The organism is Nonomuraea sp. NPDC005501, from assembly GCF_040605905.1.
GTDB lineage: Bacteria > Actinomycetota > Actinomycetes > Streptosporangiales > Streptosporangiaceae > Nonomuraea.
This window is the reverse complement of the sequence record NZ_JBEXDT010000065.1, coordinates 1-18,393: the sequence shown is the minus strand read 5'-3', so window position 1 is coordinate 18,393 and position 18,393 is coordinate 1. Positions and strand designations below refer to the sequence as shown.

At 72.2% G+C, this 18,393-nt stretch carries 13 protein-coding genes and 1 pseudogene; 3 read left to right on the top strand and 11 right to left on the bottom strand.

Annotated features, from left to right (window positions below; translation table 11 throughout):
* Positions 1-33 precede the first annotated feature (33 nt).
* Positions 34-660, bottom strand: a pseudogene (locus ABZS51_RS27710) (ABC transporter ATP-binding protein); the annotation flags it as partial.
* Positions 661-772: 112 nt separating this feature from the next.
* Between ABZS51_RS27710 and ABZS51_RS27705 the strand changes: the two are divergent.
* Both ABZS51_RS27705 and ABZS51_RS27700 read left to right on the top strand, forming a co-directional pair.
* Positions 773-2,308: a histidine kinase gene (locus ABZS51_RS27705; protein WP_355446777.1), complete on the top strand. Its 1,536-nt coding sequence runs from the start codon at positions 773-775 to the stop codon at positions 2,306-2,308.
* Entirely contained in the window at positions 2,305-2,946 is a 642-nt protein-coding gene (locus tag ABZS51_RS27700) for a response regulator transcription factor (protein ID WP_355446774.1), read from the top strand. The genes ABZS51_RS27705 and ABZS51_RS27700 overlap by 4 nt, the downstream gene beginning before the upstream one ends.
* A gap of 233 nt (positions 2,947-3,179) precedes the next feature.
* Here the strand turns inward: ABZS51_RS27700 and ABZS51_RS27695 are convergent, their stop codons facing one another.
* Together ABZS51_RS27695 and ABZS51_RS27690 are read right to left on the bottom strand one after the other, a co-directional pair.
* Positions 3,180-4,424, bottom strand: a complete 1,245-nt coding sequence (locus tag ABZS51_RS27695) for a hypothetical protein (RefSeq protein WP_355446771.1) — start codon at positions 4,422-4,424, stop codon at positions 3,180-3,182.
* 106 nt (positions 4,425-4,530) lie between these two features.
* On the bottom strand, positions 4,531-5,787 hold the full coding sequence (locus tag ABZS51_RS27690; protein WP_355446769.1) for a glucarate dehydratase family protein: 1,257 nt from the start codon (positions 5,785-5,787) through the stop codon (positions 4,531-4,533).
* Between the two features lie 104 nt (positions 5,788-5,891).
* On the opposite strand from ABZS51_RS27690, the gene ABZS51_RS27685 reads away from it, so the two are divergent.
* Positions 5,892-7,364, top strand: a complete 1,473-nt coding sequence (locus ABZS51_RS27685; protein ID WP_355446766.1) for an aldehyde dehydrogenase (NADP(+)) — start codon at positions 5,892-5,894, stop codon at positions 7,362-7,364.
* Between the two features lie 118 nt (positions 7,365-7,482).
* Here the strand turns inward: ABZS51_RS27685 and ABZS51_RS27680 are convergent, their stop codons facing one another.
* The 8 genes from ABZS51_RS27680 to ABZS51_RS27645 all read right to left on the bottom strand — a co-directional run.
* Positions 7,483-8,892 carry a GH1 family beta-glucosidase gene (locus tag ABZS51_RS27680; protein ID WP_355446763.1) on the bottom strand — a complete coding sequence of 470 codons (1,410 nt, stop codon included), beginning with the start codon at positions 8,890-8,892 and terminating at the stop codon, positions 7,483-7,485.
* Positions 8,893-8,900: 8 nt separating this feature from the next.
* Positions 8,901-11,198, bottom strand: a complete 2,298-nt coding sequence (yicI, locus tag ABZS51_RS27675; protein WP_355446760.1) for an alpha-xylosidase — start codon at positions 11,196-11,198, stop codon at positions 8,901-8,903.
* Positions 11,195-12,109 (bottom strand): carbohydrate ABC transporter permease, encoded by a 915-nt coding sequence (locus ABZS51_RS27670; protein ID WP_355446757.1) that lies wholly within the window; start codon positions 12,107-12,109, stop codon positions 11,195-11,197. Before ABZS51_RS27670 ends, yicI begins: the two co-directional genes overlap by 4 nt.
* Complete coding sequence (locus ABZS51_RS27665; RefSeq protein ID WP_355446754.1) at positions 12,106-13,044, bottom strand: sugar ABC transporter permease; 939 nt, start codon at positions 13,042-13,044, stop codon at positions 12,106-12,108. Before ABZS51_RS27665 ends, ABZS51_RS27670 begins: the two co-directional genes overlap by 4 nt.
* A gap of 8 nt (positions 13,045-13,052) precedes the next feature.
* On the bottom strand, positions 13,053-14,381 hold the full coding sequence (locus ABZS51_RS27660) for a sugar ABC transporter substrate-binding protein (protein ID WP_355446751.1): 1,329 nt from the start codon (positions 14,379-14,381) through the stop codon (positions 13,053-13,055).
* A gap of 48 nt (positions 14,382-14,429) precedes the next feature.
* A complete protein-coding gene (locus tag ABZS51_RS27655) occupies positions 14,430-16,445 on the bottom strand; it encodes a beta-galactosidase (RefSeq protein ID WP_355446748.1) in 2,016 nt (671 codons plus the stop codon).
* Complete coding sequence (locus ABZS51_RS27650) at positions 16,442-17,491, bottom strand: LacI family DNA-binding transcriptional regulator (RefSeq protein ID WP_355446745.1); 1,050 nt, start codon at positions 17,489-17,491, stop codon at positions 16,442-16,444. The genes ABZS51_RS27655 and ABZS51_RS27650 overlap by 4 nt, the downstream gene beginning before the upstream one ends.
* Positions 17,492-17,676: 185 nt before the next feature.
* The coding region (locus tag ABZS51_RS27645) for a 5-dehydro-4-deoxyglucarate dehydratase (RefSeq protein ID WP_355446742.1) at positions 17,677-18,393 on the bottom strand (717 nt) is incomplete at its 5' end.

Here is an 18,393-nt window from a genome sequence, read left to right as displayed (position 1 = left end):
CGTGGGATGGCGGGTGGTGAGCTCCTGGACCGTGGCCTCGGCGATCAGCTTGCCGCGGCCCACGATGACGATGCGGTCCGCCGTCAACGCCATCTCGCTCATCAGATGGCTGGACAGCAGGACGGTGCGGCCCTCCGCGGCAAGCGAGCGCATGAGATCGCGGATCCAGCGCACACCGTCGGGGTCGAGACCGTTGACCGGTTCGTCGAACATGAGGACGCGTGGGTCGCCCAGGAGCGCCGTCGCGATCCCGAGCCGCTGCTTCATGCCCAGGGAGAACCCGCGCACACGTTGGCGGGCCACACCGGCCAGGCCGACCAGATCGAGGACCTCGGCCACCCGACGTTCACCTATGTCGTTGGTGCGGGCCAGGCAGAGCAGATGATGGTGGGCGGTGCGGCCGCCGTGCACCGCACCGGCGTCCAGCAGCGCGCCCACCTGCGTCATCGGCCTGTGCAAGGTCGCGTAGGGCCGGCCGTTGACCAGGGCCTCGCCCGAGGTGGGGGTGTCCAGGCCGAGGATCAGACGCATCGTCGTCGACTTCCCGGCTCCGTTGGGCCCGAGGAAGCCGGTCACATGGCCGGGCTCGACGGTGAAGGACAGGTCGTCCACCGCGAGCGTGCCACCGTAGCGCTTGGTCAGGTGGTTGAGTTGGATCACGTCGTCGAGGATGGGGTACGGCGGGTCGCCGGCACATCGGACCACGGTCCGAACCTTGATGTCAGACCCTGGGTTGACGTGCGGACCCCGCCACGTTGGCTACCTTCTAGGCGTGCACGAGCCGAACCCCCTCTTCGCCAGGCGCCTCAGCCGAGGCCAGCTGGTCATGCTCGACCTGCTGGCCGGGGTCTGCTTCTCGCTCCTGTTCCTGACGGCGCCGCCGCCGGTCTTCGACGTGCCCTGGTGGGGCTGGCTCAGCGTCTCGTTCGGCCTCGGGCTGCCGCTCGCCCTGCGGCGCGTGTGGCCCGTGCCGGTCTTCTGCCTCGTGCTGGCGGTGTCCGTCGCCGCCGTGGTGCTGGGATTGGTGAGCATCGCCTACGTCGCGCCCGCTTACGCGCTGTACATCGTGGCGCTCACCGACGACCGGGGAGCGCCGGCGCCCACCATGGCGATCGCCGTGCTGACCTTGATCACGCTGGTGGGGCTGGTCGCGATGGGGGGAGCTCCACATCCCAGCGGGCCCCTCTGGGTGACGCGTCTCGACGTGCCGCTGCTCGGCATCGCGGCCCTGGGAGGCTCCTGGACGGTCGGGCGTGCCGTACGCGAGCGCAGAATCTACGCGGCGCGCGACGCCGAGCGCCTTGCCGAACAGAAGGTGACGGAGGAACGGCTGCGGATCGCCCGAGAGCTGCACGACGTGGTCACGCACAGTGTGGGACTGATCGCGGTGAAGGCGGGCGTGGCCAACCATGTCATGCGCACCAAGCCGGAAGAGGCACACGACGCCCTGCGGGTGATCGAGACGGTCAGCCGCAGTGCGATGGTCGAGATGCGGCATCTCCTGGGGATTCTCCGTTCCAACGATGATGTGGACATGGGGCCCCTCCCCGGCCTTGCCGGGATTCGGGGGCTGGCGGAACGCGCCCGCCTCGCGGGGGTGGAGGTCGATTTGGACATGCGCATCACGCCCGCGCAGGATTCCGATGTCGCGTCGGGGAGAGGTCCTTGGGGATCCATGGGGGAGCACCCGGGCCCTGGAGGCGGGCATCCGGCGTCAGGGGGACGAGATCCGGCGCCAGGGGAAGGGCGCCCGGAGTCTCGGCCGGTACACGTAGAAGAGGATCCGGTACGCGCGGGGGCGGAAGAAAGCCGGGCAAGCGCAGAAGAGGAGAGGCCGGACCGGGGTCGGAAGGACGCGGCTGAGGCGCCTGGCGGGCCGAGGGTCAAGGGTTCCGCACCGGACGGGCGGCAGGAGCAGTGGGAGGAGGCCGGCCGCCGTGGCCGGGGTTCGGTGGAGAGGTGGCTGCCCGAAGGGGTGGAGCTGTCGGCGTATCGCATCGTGCAGGAGGCGCTCACCAATGTCGCCAAGCACTCGGGGCCGGCACGCTGCTGGGTGTCCGTGGTCGCCGACTCCAGCAAGGTACGGATCGAGGTGACGAACGACGGGGCCGCAGGACGTGGGCCCACCGGGAGTAGACCTGGCGGCTGGGGGCTGGTCCGCGGTGAGGTGGCGATGGAAGGTGCCGGGCATGGACTGATCGGCATGCGGGAGCGCGTGATGATGTTCGGCGGGGCCTTCGAAGCCGGGGCGCTTCCCGGTGGAGGATTCCGCGTGCTGGCGACATTGCCCTACGGGAGTGCTGCGTGATCCGGGTCGTCGTGGCCGATGATCAGGCGTTGCTCAGGGGGAGTTTCCGGGTACTGGTCGATTCGGAGCCGGATCTGACCGTGGTCGGGGAGGCCGCCACGGGGGCCGAGGCGGTGGCTGTCACGCTGGAGCAGCGTCCCGACGTGGTGCTGATGGATGTCCGCATGCCGGAGATGGACGGCATCGAGGCCACCAGGCGCATCGGTGACGTCTCCCGCATCTTGATCGTGACCATGTTCGATCTCGACGCGTACGTGTACGACGCGCTTCGGGCAGGAGCCAGCGGGTTCCTGCTCAAGGACACGCCGCCGGCGGACCTGGTGGCGGCCATCCGGGTGGTGGCGGGAGGCGAGGCGTTGCTGGCCCCGTCCGTGACGCGCCGCCTGATCGATGAGTTCACCCGTACTCCGGTCTCGGCGCGGCCCAAGGGGCTGGACGGCCTGACCGAGCGGGAGCGGGACGTCCTCGTGCTCATCGCCCGGGGGCTTTCCAATGCTGAGATCGCCGGTCATCTGCACGTGACCCTGGCGACGGTCAAGACCCACATCACGCGCCTCCTGGCCAAACTGAGGGCCCGGGACCGTGCTCAGCTCGTCATCGCGGCGTACGAGAGCGGGCTGGTGAGGTCGGTGGGCTGACAGCCAAGGGTCGCTCTGACACGGCATCAGGCCGGTAAAGCGAAGCCATGCGGGCATTCTCGTGGGTCGTGGGTCGCCTATCGCCTATCGCCTATCGCGGGTCGCGGGTCGTGGAGGCGGGACGGCACCAGGAGGCGGCCCTGCGACCTGGCGGCCGCGCCGGCCCTGGCGGCCGCGCCGGCCCTGGGGACCGGGCCGGAACGCTCGCCTACGGGCAAGGGCCTGCTGGGGAGTCAGCTGATCAGGCGGAGGGCTTGCTGTATGGCCGACAGGCGGTGGGGGGAGGCCAGGCCCGCGTGGTACAGGTGGAACTCCGATGCTCCCGCCTTGGCGTAGGCCCGGAGGAGGTCTGCCTGGGCCTCCGGGTCTGCCGGGCGTGGGGGGAGACCGAGGACGTAGGCTCCGACGCGCTGGCCGGGGCGGCACAGTTCGACGAGACGGGCGAGGCGGGCCGTGTCCGTGGCCGGGTCGCCCCAGCAGTTGGCCACCAGCACGTCCGCTCCCGGCTCACCCTCGGGAAGGGCGGCGAAGGCGGCCGTGGCCCACGGGTCCGGGTTGGCGTGGATGGTGATCGGGACGTCCGGGGCCGTGTCCCGGGCCGCGGCGACGAGAGTGCGCCGGAGTGAGGCCGACAGGTCGACGCGCACGGCCCGCACCTCGTCCGCCAGGGTCCCGAGGGCCTCCTCCACGGAGGTGAAGGTGGGGGTGCTCGCGGTCGACGTCTGGTGGGCACGCGTTCCGGGGGTGGGGGAGCGGTCGATGGCGGCCACGTGGTCGCGTGCGTCTGCCGGGTAGCGGTCGATGGCGGCCTTCACGTGGTCGCGTGTGCCCGCCGGGTAGCGGTCGGCGCAGGCGCGGCAGAAGCAGAGCGACAGCAGGTCGCTGTCCACCGAGTCCCAGTCGGCCCCCGCGGTCTTCTCGTGGATGCTCTGGTGGCCGAACCCCATCGGCCCGCACGACTCCAGGATCAGCGCGTCCGGCCGTCCCACCGTGAGGATCTCCCGGACCAGCCGCTCGCAGTACTCCACGACGTCGTCGAAGGCCGGGCAGAGCGCGTGCGGGTACGGGTCGCCGAAGGCGTTGCGCACCACCAGGTCGGGGTGCTCCCGGCCGAGGACCGAGTTGTGCGTGAGGACGGTCCAGGCGTGGACCTTCAGACCGGCGGCGCGTAGGGCGTCGCCGGCCTGGAGGTACGCGTCGGGCGTCGTCCACGACGGTGACTTCGGCACCAGGCGGCCCCACGCGGAGGGCCGTACGGGCAGGTAGAACGCGGCGTGCGGCACGTCGAGGACGCGGTGGGCCGGGTGGTACGGCGTGGCGGCGCGGGTGGCGTGGTAGCTGGCGGCCAGCGCGACGGCCTCCACGCCCAGCGCGGCCAGCCGCTCCGGCGCCGCCGGGTCACCGACGATGTCCCAGGGGTAGGCGTAGGCGACGTTCATCAGGAGCTGCTCCTGGTGGCCGAGGTGGGTTTCCGGCAAGGGGAGTCTGCGGGGTGGGTGTTCGGGGGGACGTCGTCCGCGTGGCGGGGGCGGGCGTTCATGGAGGCGACCCCACCGGGCGGGAGGGGCTTGCCGGCAAAGGCGTTCACCAGGATGCTTTCCTCGTGGTGAAGGCAGGCTCGAAGCGCCTCATGTACCCCTGGTCGTCGCGGAAGGTGATCCCGCACTTCAGGTACTGCTCGTGCATCACGGCCAGGGCGTCGCGGTCGAGCTCGACGCCCAGGCCGGGGCCGGACGGCACGGGGACCGCCCCGTCGGTGAAGCGCAGGCTGCCGGGCGCGACCACGTCCTGGCCGTCCTGCCACGGCGTGTGCGTGTCGCAGGCGTAGGTGAGGTTCGGGGTGGCGGCGGCCAGGTGGGTCATGGCGGCCAGGCTGATGCCGAGGTGGGAGTTGGAGTGCATGGACAGCTCCAGCCCGAACGTGCCGCACAGCGCGGCGATCTGCGAGGAGCGCACCAGCCCGCCCCAGTAGTGGTGGTCGAGGAGGAGCACCTTGACGGCGTCCTGCGCGATGGCGGGCGGCAGGTGCTCCGGGGTGACGACGCACATGTTGGTGGCCAGCGGCATGGGCACCTCGGGAGCGACCGCCGCCATGCCGGAGATGTCCGGAGTGGGGTCCTCCAGGTACTGGAGCTTGCCCTCCAGGGCGCGGCCGACGCGGATGGAGGTCTCCACGGTCCAGGCGGTGTTCGGGTCGAGGCGGAGCGGCAGGTCGGGGAAGGCCGCATGCAGCGCCTCGATGGCCGCCACCTCCTCCTCGGGCGGCATGACGCCGCCCTTGAGCTTGATGGAGGTGAAGCCGTACTCCTTGATGAGCAGCGCCGCCTGCGCGACGATCCCGGCCGGGTCGAGCGCCTCGCCGAAGCGGTCGGGCTCGGCGCCGGGGTGGCCGGCCCACTTGTAGAACAGGTAGGCGCTGTACGGCACGGCGTCGCGCACGCGCCCGCCGAGCAGGTCCACGACGGGCACCCCGGCGGCCTTGCCGCGGATGTCCAGGCAGGCCACCTCGAACGCCGCGAACACCCGGTCGACGCTCTTCTCCTTGGTGGAGACCCCGGTCAGCCCGTGCAGGTCGCTGACCACGTCGCCGACGACGGAGGCGATCCGGGCGTACATCTCGTGGGCGGCGTGCACGTCCAGCCCGACGATGGCCTCGGCGCACTCACGTACCTTGGTGAGGTGAGCGAGGTCTCCGTACGTCTCTCCCAGCCCGCTCAGGCCCTCGTCGGTGACGACCTCGACGACGGTCCGCAGCGCCCACGGCTCGTGGACGCCGGCGGCGTTGAGGAGGGGCGGGTCGCGGAACGCGACGGGTGTGACCTGGACATCCCGGATGAGCATAAATGCCGCCGTCCATATATGTGAACAACTGCCAGATTTGTGGACAGGTGCCGCAACTGTAAGAATCGACCTCAGAGAGTGTCAAGACTGCGAAGGGCCAATCCATGATTCACGGATACGATCCCAGGACCGGTGAGACCGTGGGCGCCGCGCTGCCGGAGACCGACGCCGCCGGAGTCGACATGATCGTCTCCGCCGCGGCGGCCGCCGGCCAGGCGTGGCGCGCCACTCCGGCGGAGGAGCGGGCGCTCGTGCTGGAGGCCGTCGCCGACGCGCTGGCCGCCCACGTGGACGAGCTGTGGCGGATCGCCGACCAGGAGACCGCCCTCGGCGAGGTACGGCTGCGTGGCGAGGTGGCCCGCGCGGCCGGCCAGTTCCGGCTGTTCGCCCAGGTCGTCAGGGACGGCGGCCATCTCGACGCGATCATCGATCACGCCGACCCGTCGGCCGCCCCGCCCCGGCCCGACGTGCGCCGCGTCAAGCGCGCGCTGCCCGGGGTCGTCGCCGTGTTCTCGGCCAGCAACTTCCCCTTCGCCTTCTCCGTCGCGGGCGGCGACACCGCCTCGGCGCTGGCCGCCGGCTGCCCGGTCGTGGTCAAGGCCCACCCCGGCCACCCCGGCACCTCCGAGCGCGTCGCCGCCATCGTGCGCGACGCCCTGCCGAACCCCGGCCTGCTCGGCCTGGTGCAGGGCATGCAGGCCGGCAAGGACCTCGTCCAGCACCCCCTCGTCGTGGCGGCCGGGTTCACCGGCTCCGTCGCGGGCGGCAAGGCCATCCAGGCGCTCATCGACGAGCGCGAGGTCCCGATCCCGTTCTTCGGCGAGCTGGGCAGCGTCAACCCCGTCGTCGTGCTGCCGTCGGCCCCCGCCGCCGAGGTCGCGACCGGCTTCGCCGCCTCCCTCACGCTCGGCGTGGGACAGTTCTGCACCAACCCCGGCCTGATGTTCGTCCCGGACGACGACGAGCTGCGCAAGGCGCTGGCCGCCGCCGTCGAGGGCACCACCGGCGGGCCGATGCTGGCCGAGCGCATCCGTGACGGCTACCTGGGCAGCCTGGAGCGGCTCGGCGCGCTGACCCTGCTGGCCGAGGGCAAGCCGGGGGAGGGCAGCTGGGCGGTCACGCCGAAGGTGTTCACCACGGACCTGGAGTCGTTCGCCGATGGCCTGCCGCACATCGCGGACGAGTGCTTCGGCCCCGCCTCGATCGTCATCACCTACCGGGACGCCGCGGACCTGCGGCCGGTGCTGGAGCGGCTGGAGGGCTCGCTGACGGCCACCATCCACTCCACCCGCCCGGGCGAGGCCGGCGAGGTGGCCGAGGTGCTGTCGCGCAAGGCCGGCCGGCTCATCTGGAACGGCTGGCCCACCGGGGTGGCCGTGTGCTGGGCGATGCATCACGGCGGCCCCTGGCCCTCCACCACCGTGTCCGCGCACACCTCGGTCGGCGCGACGGCCATCGACCGGTGGCTCGCCCCCACCGCGTACCAGGACTGGCCGGCGGAGCTGCTGCCCGACGAGCTGAAGGACGGCAACCCGCTCGGCATCCCGCGCCGCGTCGACGGCACTCTCACCGTCTGACCTGTTCCTAAGGCGCCGTCTGACCTGTTCCGAAGGCGCCGTCTGACCTGTTCCGAACGGCTCCCGCCGTGGCCGGCCTCCTGGGCGCGGCCACGGCGGGCGTTCGTGTCACCAGGCGTCAGGAGGTGGGTACGGCCCCGGTGGCGACGGCCTCGCGGAACCAGTGGGCGCTGTCCTTCCACGTCCGCTCCAGCGTCTCCCGGTCCACGTACACGATGCCGAACCGCTTGGCGTACCCCCGGGCCCACTCGAAGTTGTCCATCAGCGACCACACGAAGTAGCCCCGCACGTCCGCCCCGGCGTCGATGGCGTCGGCGACGGCCGTCAGGTGACGACGCAGGTAGTCGACGCGCCGCTCGTCCCGGACACGGCCGTCGGCGTCGAGGACGTCGGCGAACGCCGCCCCGTTCTCGGTGATCATCAACGGCAGCGCCGGGTACTCGTCGCGCAGCCGCAGCAGCAGCTCGGTCAGGCCGGTCTCGTCGATGTTCCAGCCCATCTCGGTGTACGGTCCCGGCTGCTGGACGAACTCGACGTCCTCGCAGGCGATCCACGGCGAGGCGGAGCCGTCGGCGTGCCCGTCGGCCGTCTCCCTGGGCGTGGCCCCGTCCCACTGGCGTACCAGCACGGGGTTGTAGTAGTTGACCCCCAGCAGGTCCAGCGGCTGGCAGGCGGTGGCCTCGTCGCCGTCGCGGACGAACGCCCAGTCGGTGACGGAGGACGTGGCCTCGATGAGGTCGCGCGGGTAGGCGCCGTCGAGCATCGGCCCGAGGAAGGCGCCGTTGGCCAGCGCGTCGGCGCGCCGCACCGCGCCGGCGTCGCGCTCGGAGACTCCCCGTACGTGGTGCAGGTTGAGCGTGACGGCGACCTGCGCCGCCGGGGCGGCGGTGGCGCGCAGGGCCTGGACGGCGAGCCCGTGCCCGAGGTTGAGGTGGTGGACGGCGGCCAGCGCCGCCGCCGGGTCGGTACGGCCCGGCGCGTGCACGCCGGAGGCGTAGCCGAGGTAGGCCGAGCACCACGGCTCGTTCAGCGTGATCCAGGTGTGGACCCGGTCGCCGAGGGTCTCGCCCATCCGGCGGGCGTACTCGGCGAACCGCAGCGCGGTGTCGCGGTGCGGCCAGCCGCCGGCGTCCTCCAGCTCCTGCGGCAGGTCCCAGTGGTAGAGCGTGGCGACCGGGGCGATGTCGCGCGCCAGCAGCCCGTCCACGAGCCTGGAGTAGAAGTCGAGGCCGGGCTGGTTGAGCCGGTCGCCGCCGCCGGGCAGCACCCGGGGCCAGGAGATGGAGAACCGGTAGGCACCGACGCCCAGCTCGGCGAGGATGTCGAGGTCCTCCTCCAGCCGGTGGTAGTGGTCGCAGGCCACGTCGCCGGTGTCGCCGCCGTCCACGAGGCCGGGGGTGTGGGAGAAGGTGTCCCAGATCGACGGTCCGCGGCCGTCCTCGGCGGCGGCGCCCTCCACCTGGTAGGCGGCGGTGGCCGTGCCCCACAGGAAGCTCTCGGGGAAGGCCCGGGCGGGGGTGGTCGTCATGGAGGGATTCACTCCTTGGAGTCGGGGGAGTCGAGGACGATCTGGAGCTCGCCGGTCGCGGCGTCGGCGGAGGCGCGGGCGCCGGAGGGGACGGACAGGTGCCAGGGGGCCGGGGCGCCCTCCAGGCGGGCCGCGTGGAGGCGGTCACCGCTGCGCGACACCTCGAACACCGCCCCGACGCCGCCCTCCGTGGTCGGGACCGTGACCGTGCGGCGCTCGCCGTCGGCCAGCCCGTGGACGTTCAGCGTGACGCCGTCGGCGTAGTCGTAGTCGGGGCGGTCCGAGCGGGCGCCCGTCGGCACGACGGCCCCGGGACGCACCAGCAGCGGCAGGCTGTCGAACCCGTGCCGCTCGGTCCGCCAGCCGGGCCCTTCCACGGTGGTGCCGTCCAGCAGCCTGGTCCAGGTGCCGGCCGGGACGTAGTAGGACACCTCGCCCTCGGCGGAGAACACCGGGGCGACGAGCAGGTCGGGACCGAGCATGTACTGGGCGTCGAGGTAGTCGCATGCCCGGTCGTCCGGGAACTCCAGCTGCATGGCCCGCATCACCGGCATGCCCTCGCTGGAGGCCTGGACCGCCGCGCCGTACAGGTAGGGCATGAGGCGGTGCTTCAGCTCGGTGAAGGAGCGCAGCACGTCGACCGACTCCTCGTCGAACAGCCACGGCACCCGGTAGGAGCCGCTGCCGTGCAGCCGGCTGTGCGAGGACAGCAGGCCGAAGGCGATCCACCGCTTGAAGACCGCAGGGTCGGGCCGTCCCTCGAAGCCGCCGATGTCGTGGCTCCAGAAGCCGAACCCGGCCATGCCCAGCGAGAGGCCGCCGCGCAGGCTCTCGGCCATCGCCTCGAACGTCGACTCGCAGTCGCCGCCCCAGTGGACGGGCAGCCGCTGCCCGCCGACGGTCGCCGAGCGCGCGAACAGCACGGCCTCGGCCGCCCCGTTGCGCTCGGCCAGCACGTCGTGGACGGTCTGGTTGTAGATGAGGCTGTAGTAGTTGTGCATCCGCTCGGGGTCGGAGCCGTCGGCCCAGGCCACGTCCGTGGGCACGCGCTCGCCGAAGTCGGTCTTGAACGCGTCCGCCCCCATGTCGAGCAGCGCGCGCAGCTTGCCGGCGAACCACTCGCGGGCACCGGGAGCGGTGAAGTCCACCAGCGCCCTCCCCGCCTGCCAGTGGTCGTCCTGCCACACCCGGCCGTCGGGGCGGCGCAGCAGGTAACCGCCCTTCCTCCCCTCCTCGAACAGCGCCGACGCCTGCCCGATGTACGGGTTGAGCCACAGGCTGATCTTCAGGCCGCGCTCCTTGAGCCGGCGCAGCATGCCCTCCGGGTCGGGGAACACGTCCGGGTCCCAGACGAAGTCGCACCAGCGGTACTGCCGCATCCAGAAGCAGTCGAAGTGGAACACGCTCAGCGGCAGGTTCCGCTCGGCCATGCCGTCGACGAACGACGAGACGGTGGCCTCGTCGTAGTCGGTGGTGAACGAGGTGGACAGCCACAGGCCGAACGACCAGGCCGGGGGGAGCGCCGGGCGGCCGGTGAGCGCGGTGTAGCGGCGCAGGATGTCGGCCGGGGTGGGGCCGTGGATGACGAGGTACTCCAGGTCGTGGCCCTCGACGCTGAACTGCACGCGCGAGACGGTCTCGGAGCCGACCTCGAAGGAGACCCGGCCGGGGTGGTTGACGAAGACGCCGTAGCCGCGGTTGCTCAGGTAGAATGGGATGTTCTTGTAGGCGATCTCGCTGCTGGTGCCGCCGTCCTCGTTCCAGACGTCGACGGTCTGCCCGTTGCGCGTGAGCGCACCGAACCGCTCGCCGAGCCCGTAGACCAGCTCGCTGGCGCTGAGGCGGAGCTGCTCGACCATGAAGTGCCGGTCGTCCGGGTCGGTCATGACGCCGAGGCACTTGGCGCCGCTGCGGGTCAGCTCGCGCCCGCCCGCGGTGAAGGTCATGTCCCACGGGGTGTCGCGGCGCAGCCGGACCTCCAGGGAGCCGCTGGCCAGGCTCGCCTCGTCGCCGTCGACGCTGACGCGCACCGGAGGGGCGTCAGGGTCCTCGCGTACGTCGAAGGCGGGCGCGTCCGGGACCGAGCCGGCGAAGTGCACCACGCGGACGCGGATCACCTCCGCCATCGGCGACGACACGTCCACGGTCAGGACGGGGCCGTCGATGGTGTTGCCGCGTCGGGTGATGGGCCGCGTGGGGGCCAGCACCCGCAGCGCGGCGGCGTCCGCCGTCACGTCGTGGGCCGCGGTGGCGTACTCGCCCCGCACCCCGGGACGCATCCGCCAGTAGCCGTCTTTGAACTTCATGCCCTTCCGTTCCGTGAGGGGGGCTTGGGTGAGGGTGGGGTCGGGCCGGCGTCAGCCACGAGGTCGAGGCGCCAGAAGCGCTGGAGGAAGAGGAACAGCGCGATGATCGGCACGATGGACAGCAGCGAGCCGGTGATCACCAGGCTGTACAGGGCGGGCTGCGAGGCGCCGCGGTTGAGCAGCGAGTAGAGCCCGACGGTGAGCGGGAACCGGTTGTCGTCGGCCAGCATGATGTACGGCAGCAGGAAGTTGTTCCAGATGCCGATGAACTGGAGCAGGAAGACGGTGACCAGCCCCGGCGTCATGATCGGCATCGCGACCGACCACAGCAGCCGGAACTCGCTGGACCCGTCGACCCGGCCCGCCTCCAGGATCTCGTCGGGCACCGCGGTGGCCGCGTAGATCCGGCACAGGTAGATGCTGTACGGGCTGATCACGCTGGGCAGGATGACCGACCAGTACGAGCCGACCATGTTGACCTCCGACAGCAGCAGGTACTGCGGGATGGCCAGGGTGATCTGGGGGACCAGCACGCCCGCCAGCAGGGCGCCGAAGATGAGCCGCTGCCCGGCGAAGCGGTACTTGGCCAGCGCGTAGCCGGCCGCGGCGGACACCACGACCGTCAGGAACGCCCCGCCGCCGGCGTAGATGAGGCTGTTGAGCATCCACAGCCAGAACCGGCCGTCGCCGTAGTCGCTGAGGGCGGACACGTTGCCGGTGAAGCCGCCGTTGAAGCTGGGCCAGCCGGAGAAGGTGGTGAACAGCTCCTCGGGACCCTTGGTGGCCGCGAACAGCACCCACAGCAGCGGCAGGACGGCGTACAGCCCGCCGAGCAGCAGCAGGAACGTGGGCAGGATCTTCGCGCGGGCGCCCCGCCCACCGGGCGCGGCGGCGCTCCCTCGCCCGCTCATCGGCCGCTCCCCGCGCCACGGAGCCGGAAGACGGCGAGCGCGGCCAGCGACAGCAGCACGGTCGCCCCGGCCAGCAGCACCGAGCTGGCGGCTCCCAGGTAGATGTCGTTGTCGACGAACGCCTGCTGGTAGATGCGCATCAGCGGCACCCAGTCCTGTGTGATGGTGTTGGTCATGGGCCGCAGCGTGGCGGGCTCGCTGAAGACCTGGAGCATGCCGATCAGGGTGAAGACCGAGGTCATGATCAGCGAGGGGCGCAGCAGCGGCACCTTGATCCGAAGGGCGATCTGCCACTCGGCGGCGCCGTCGAGGCGGGCGGCCTCGTACAGCTCCTTGGGGATGGCCCGCAGGGTGGTGTAGAGGACCACCATGTTGAAGCCGACCGAGCCCCAGACGGCGATGTTGGCGATCGAGAAGAAGATCGACACGTCGCCGAAGAAGTCCGGGACCGGCAGGCCGGCGGCCTTCAGCGCGGCGTGGATCGGGCTGACCGCCGGGAGGTACATGAACCCCCACAGCAGGCTGGCGATGACGCCCGGCACCGCGTACGGCAGGAAGATCGTGATCCGCGAGGCGCGCTTGCCCCCGACCCTCGGGGCGTCGAGCAGCAGGGCGAACAGCAGGGCCAGGCCCATCGTGGCCGGCACCATGATCAGGCCGTAGCCGAGCATGTGCTGCAGCGCCGAGCCCAGCGCGGAGTCCCGGACCGCGTCCAGGTAGTTCTCCAGGCCGGTGAACACCTCGGCGCGGATGCCGAGGCCGGCGCCCCGCACCCGCATGGCGTGCAGGCTCAGCCAGACCGCGTACCCGATCGGCACCAGGATGAAGACGACGAACAGGAGGACGGCGGGGGCCGTCATCAGGTAGGGGGCGGCGAGCGGCCCGCGCCGGCGGCCGGCGCGGGGGCGTGGGGTGGTGTCGTTGACTGTGCTCATGGGTCGTCTCAGCCGCCGACGACCTGGTAGCCCTGCTTCTTCAGGTCCGCGACGCTCTGCTGCTGCACCTGCGTGGCCACGGCCGCGAAGTCGGACTTGCCGCGCACCGCCTTGGGCATCAGGTTCTCGAACGCGCCGTAGGTGACGTTGGTGTTCGGGCCCCAGCTGCTGAACCCGCGCGCGGTCTTCGCGATCTCGGCGGCCGACTTGTAGTAGTCCGCCTGCTCGCTCATGAAGTCGGGGGCGACGTCGAGCATGCTCTGCCCGGCGAGGGCCGAGGGGTAGAGGCCGATCTCGATGAGCACCTTCAGCGCCTCGGGGTCGCTGCTGATCCACCGGGCGAACTTCGCGGCCTGCGGCTTCTGCTTGGAGGTGGCGCTGATCGCGGTGGACGAGCCGCCCCAGAACCCGGTGACCTGCTCACCCGCGCTCCACTGCGGCAGCGGCGCCATCCGCCACTTGCCCTTGCTGGAGGGGGCGACGCCGGCGAGGACGCCCGCGCCCCACACCGCGCTCGGCCAGGCGATGATGGTGCCGTCGTTCATCTGGCTGTTCCACTGCGGGGTGTACATCGGGTCGCCGAGGATCGCGCCGGAGTTGACGAGCTGCCCCCAGAAGCCGAGCATCTTCTGGGTCGCGGGGTCGTTCACGGCGACCTTCCAGGAGCCGTTCTCGTTGGCCCACCAGTTGGCGCCGGCCTGCTGGGCGAAGCCGGCCAGCCAGCCGGCGTCGCCGGGCGAGAACGTGGTGAGATAGCGCTTGGGGTCCTTCGAGCGGACCGTCTCGGCGAGCGCGCCGAACTCCTCCCACGTCGTGGGCACCTTCAGGCCCATCTTCTCGAAGATGTCGGCCCGGTAGAACAGCATCATGGGGCCGACGTCCTGGGGCACGGCGTAGGTGGCGCCGCCGAAGGAGGTCAGGTCCCAGGTGCCCTGCGGGAAGGAGGACTTGATGGGCGCGATCGCGCTGGTCAGGTCCTGCAGGGCGTTGTTGGTGATGAGCGTCGGCAGCGACTGGTACTCCGCCTGCAGGACGTCGGGGGCGTTCCCGGCCTTGACCGCGGTGAGGAACTTGGCGATCAGCTCGTCGCTGGCGGCCTGGCCGCTGAGCTTGACCTGCTGGGTGGGGTTCTTGCTGTTCCAGAGGTCGACGACCTTCTGGATGTTCTCGGCCCAGCTCCAGAAGACGATCGTGGCGGGGGCGTTCTCGTCGCCGGCGATCGGGGACGGGGCGGCCTGGTCACCTTCCCCGGACGTCGAGTCGTCGGCGCCGCAGGCGGACAGGAGCAGGGCCGCGGCGGAGGCGGCGGACGCTGTGAGGAAGGTTCTTCTGCGCATGGGGTTCTCCTAGGTGGGGATTCGAGGGCCGCGAGAAAGCCGGAGGAGTCAGGCGAGGGGGCGCAGCGCGACGACGGCGCGCGGGGCGAGCGTCACCGTGCCGTCGGCGCGGGACCCGGTCAGCAGGTCCTCGGCGGCCTCGGTGACGGGCACGCGGGCCTCCCGTGTGCCGTGGTTGAGCAGGAACAGGACGGGCCCCCGGCGGACCGCCTCGACGCCGGGGGGCGGCGGCCCGGCCAGCGCGCCGGACACGCCCGCGTCGGCCAGCGCCCGGCCGGTCAGCTCGGCCAGGGCGTCGTGCTCGGGCAGGGTGGCCACGTACCAGGCGGTGCCGGCGCCGGTGCGGTGCCGCAGCACCGCGGGGCGGCCGGCGAGGTCGCCCTCGGTGAAGACGGCGACCGGCTCGGCCCCCTCGGCCCGCAGCAGCTCGGTCCAGGTGCGGGCGTCGAACGGGGTGCCGTCCGCCCACGCGCAGCGCACGGGCCGGTCCTCGGGGGCGGGCAGCCACTCCTCGCCGGAGGCGCCGAGCACGTCCCGCAGCGGCGCGGGGAACCGGCCGGTGCGGATGTGCCCGTTCGGGTCGGTGACGCCGGAGAAGGGGCCGACGACGAGCACGCCGCCGTCGCGGACGTACGCGGTCAGCGCCGCGGCGTCCTCGTCGCTCACCAGGTAGAGGTTCGGCACCACGGTGAGGGCGTAGCCGGACAGGTCGGCCGACGGCGGCACCAGGTCCACCGCCACCCCGCGCTCCCACAGCGGCCGGTAGAAGCTCAGGAGCTGGTCGGGCACAGTGAGCCGGTCGCTGGGCCGGCCGGCCTCCTCCAGCGCCCACCAACTCGGCCAGTCGTGCACGACGGCGACCCGCGCCGGCACCGGCTGCCCCGCCACCTCGGAGAGCCGGCGCAGCTCCGCGCCGTGCGCCCGCACCTCGGCGTGCAGCCGGGTGTCGGGGCCGGCGTGGGGCAGCATCGCGGCGTGGAAGCGCTCGGCGCCGAAGCGGGAGGCCCGCCACTGGAAGTAGCACGACCCGTCCGAACCGCGCGCCACGGCCTGCAGCGACTCCAGCCTGAGCTGGCCGGCGGGCTTGGGCAGGTTGTGCGGGCGCCAGTTGACCGCCGTGGTGGCCTGCTCCAGCAGCAGCCAGGGCCGGCCGCCGCCGAGTGAGCGGGTCAGGTCGTGGGTGAGCGCGGAGCGCACCGGGAACAGCGGGTCGGCCGGGTCCGGGTACCAGTCGTTGGAGACGATGTCCTCCTCGGGCGCCCACTGCCAGTAGTCCACCGGCTTGAACAGGCCCATGAAGTTCGTCGTGACCGGCACGCCGGGGGTGCGCTCGCGCAGGACGTCGCGCTCGGCGCGGTAGTGCTCCAGCAGCGCGTCGGAGCAGAACCTCGCCCAGTCGAGCTTCTGCGTGGGGTTGATCAGGTACGGCGCGCGGCGCGGCGGGACGACCTCGGCCCAGTCGCTGTAGCGCTGGCTCCAGAACGTGGTGCCCCACGCCTCGTTGAGGCCGTCGAGGTCGCCGTGGCGCTCGCGCAGCCAGGCCCGGAAGGCAGCGGCGGAGTCGTCGCAGTGGCAGATCTGGCCGTACTCGTTGCCGACGTGCCACAGGGCGAGCGCCGGGTGGCCGGCGTAGCGGTCGGCGAGGTCGGTGACGAGGGCCAGGGCCCGCTCGCGGTAGACGGGGGAGGAGGGGCAGAACTGGTTGCGGGCGCCGTACCAGAGCCGGTGCCCCGACTCGTCGACCGGCAGCGTCCCGGGCCAGCGGTGGCCCAGCCACGGCGGCGGCGAGGCGGTGGGGGTGGCCAGGTCCACGGCGATGCCGGCGTCGGCGAGCAGGCCGAGCACCCGGTCCAGCCAGCCGAAGTCCCGCGCGCCGGGCTCGGGCTCGATGCGCGCCCAGCTGAACACGCCGACGGTGACCAGGTTGACCCCGGCCGCCCGCATCAGCTCGACGTCCTCCTCCCAGACGTGCTCGGGCCACTGCTCGGGGTTGTAGTCGCCGCCGAAGAGCAGGCCGCGCCCGGCGGTGAGGGTGTGCGTGCCCAGCGGTCCCGCCATCCTCATGCTCCCTTCTCGCTGGTGGTACGGCTCGCGGACAGGGGCCGGGGCGGCCCCGAGCTGTCGCCGGTCATCAGCCGGCAGGGCACGAGGTGATGCTGGGGAGTGTCGTCGCCGCGCAGCCGGTCGATGAGCATGCGGGCGCCCAGCCGGCCCAGCTCGGAGCTGGGCGGCTCCAGCGTGGTGAGGCGGGGGTGGTACATCTCCGCGACCCGGGCCGAGGAGAGCACCAGCATCAGGGTCAGGTCGCGCGGGATCGACCAGCCGCGGGCCGCGACGGCGGCGATCACTCCGACCGCCGCGTGGTCGCTCATCACGGCCAGCGCGGTGACCTCGGGGTGCCGGTCGAGCAGCCGCTCGAACGCCGCGCGCCCTTCGTCGGCGGTGCCGGCGCGGAACGCGTCGACGTAGCCCAGGCCGGCCCGTCCGGCGGCGGCGGCGAACTCCTCGCCGGTGCGGATGGTGGGGCCGTACTGGGTGGAGTAGGCGCCGGGCGAGTGGTTGAAGAAGGCGAACGAGCGGTGCCCGAGCTCCGCCAGGTGCGCCACGGCCTCCTCGGCGGTGCGGGCGAAGTCGATGTCGGCGTAGCTGATCGCCTCGGGGTCGCGGGTGCGTCCTATCATGCTGAACGGGATGCCGGCCTGCGCGAGGAAGTCGGGCCGCTCGTCGTCCAGCCGCACCTCCATGAGCAGCGCGCCGTCGATGAGGCCGAGCCCGGTGAAGTGCCGCAGCTCCTGGACGGGGTCGCTGTTCTCGGGCGAGAGCAGCAGGTGGTAGCCCTGCTCGGCGGCGGCCTCGGCGGCGCCGGTGGCGAACTGCATCTCGGTCAGGCCGAAACCGCTGTGCGGGGCGGGGAACAGCAGCGCCAGGATCTGGGTGCGCTTGCTCACCAGGCCGCGGGCCAGCAGGTTGGGCCGGTAGCCGAGCTCGGCCGCGGCCCGCTCGATCCGGCGCCTGGTCTCGGCCGCGACCGGCCGGGTGCCGTTGAGCGCGGCGGAGACGGTACTGATGGCGACCTGCGCCCGTTCCGCCACGTCACGTAGGGAAGTCATGCTGCTCCGGCCCTTGGCTGCGGGTGTCGAAACGTTTCGCGCGAAACGTTTCGCAAAACCTAGAGTCGGTTTTATGGATATGTCAATAGTGTTGCGTGAGATGTCCGAAACCCGGCCGGAGACGCGAGCGAGCGCCCCCCGGTCACCGGGAGGCGCTCGACGAGGCGGGGACGATCAGGGGACGGTCAGGCTCCGGCGACCTCCAGGCCGGCCGCCAGGATCTTCTCCAGCCGCTCCACATGCTCGGGCAGCGGGTCCACCAGCGGCGCCCGCACCCCGCCCACGTCCAGCCCGCGCAGCCGCACCCCGGCCTTGACCAGCGACACGGCGTAGCCGGGCACCAGGTCGCGCAGCTCCACCAGCGGCAGGTAGAAGTCGGTCAGCAGCAGCCGCGCCCGCTCCTCGTCCCCGCCCGTCACGGCGTCGTGGAAGGCCAGCGCGATCTCCGGGGCGAACGCGAACACGGCGCTGGAGTACAGCGTGACCCCGAGCCCCCGGTAGGCCGGCACGGTGAGCTCCGCCGTGGGCAGGCCGTTGAAGAAGGTGAACTCCCGGTCCGTGGTGCGGCGCACGGTCAGGATGATGCGCTGGAGCAGGTCGAAGTCGCCCAGCCCGTCCTTGAAGCCGATCACCTGCGGCAGCTCCGCCAGCTCGGCGACCGCGGCCGGGGAGAAACGGGCGGTGCCGCGCTGGTAGACGACGGCCGGCAGCCCGGCGGCCTCCGTCACCTCGCGCACGTAGCGGACCAGGCCGCCGGGCGGCGCGGTGACGAGGTAGGGCGGCATGACCAGCAGCCCGTCGGCGCCGCTGTCGGCCGCGGCGCGGGCGATGGCCCTCGCGCCCCGAGTGTGGCCAGGAGCTGGAACTGGACGTAGCTGAGGTCGCCGGCGTCGCGCAGCTGC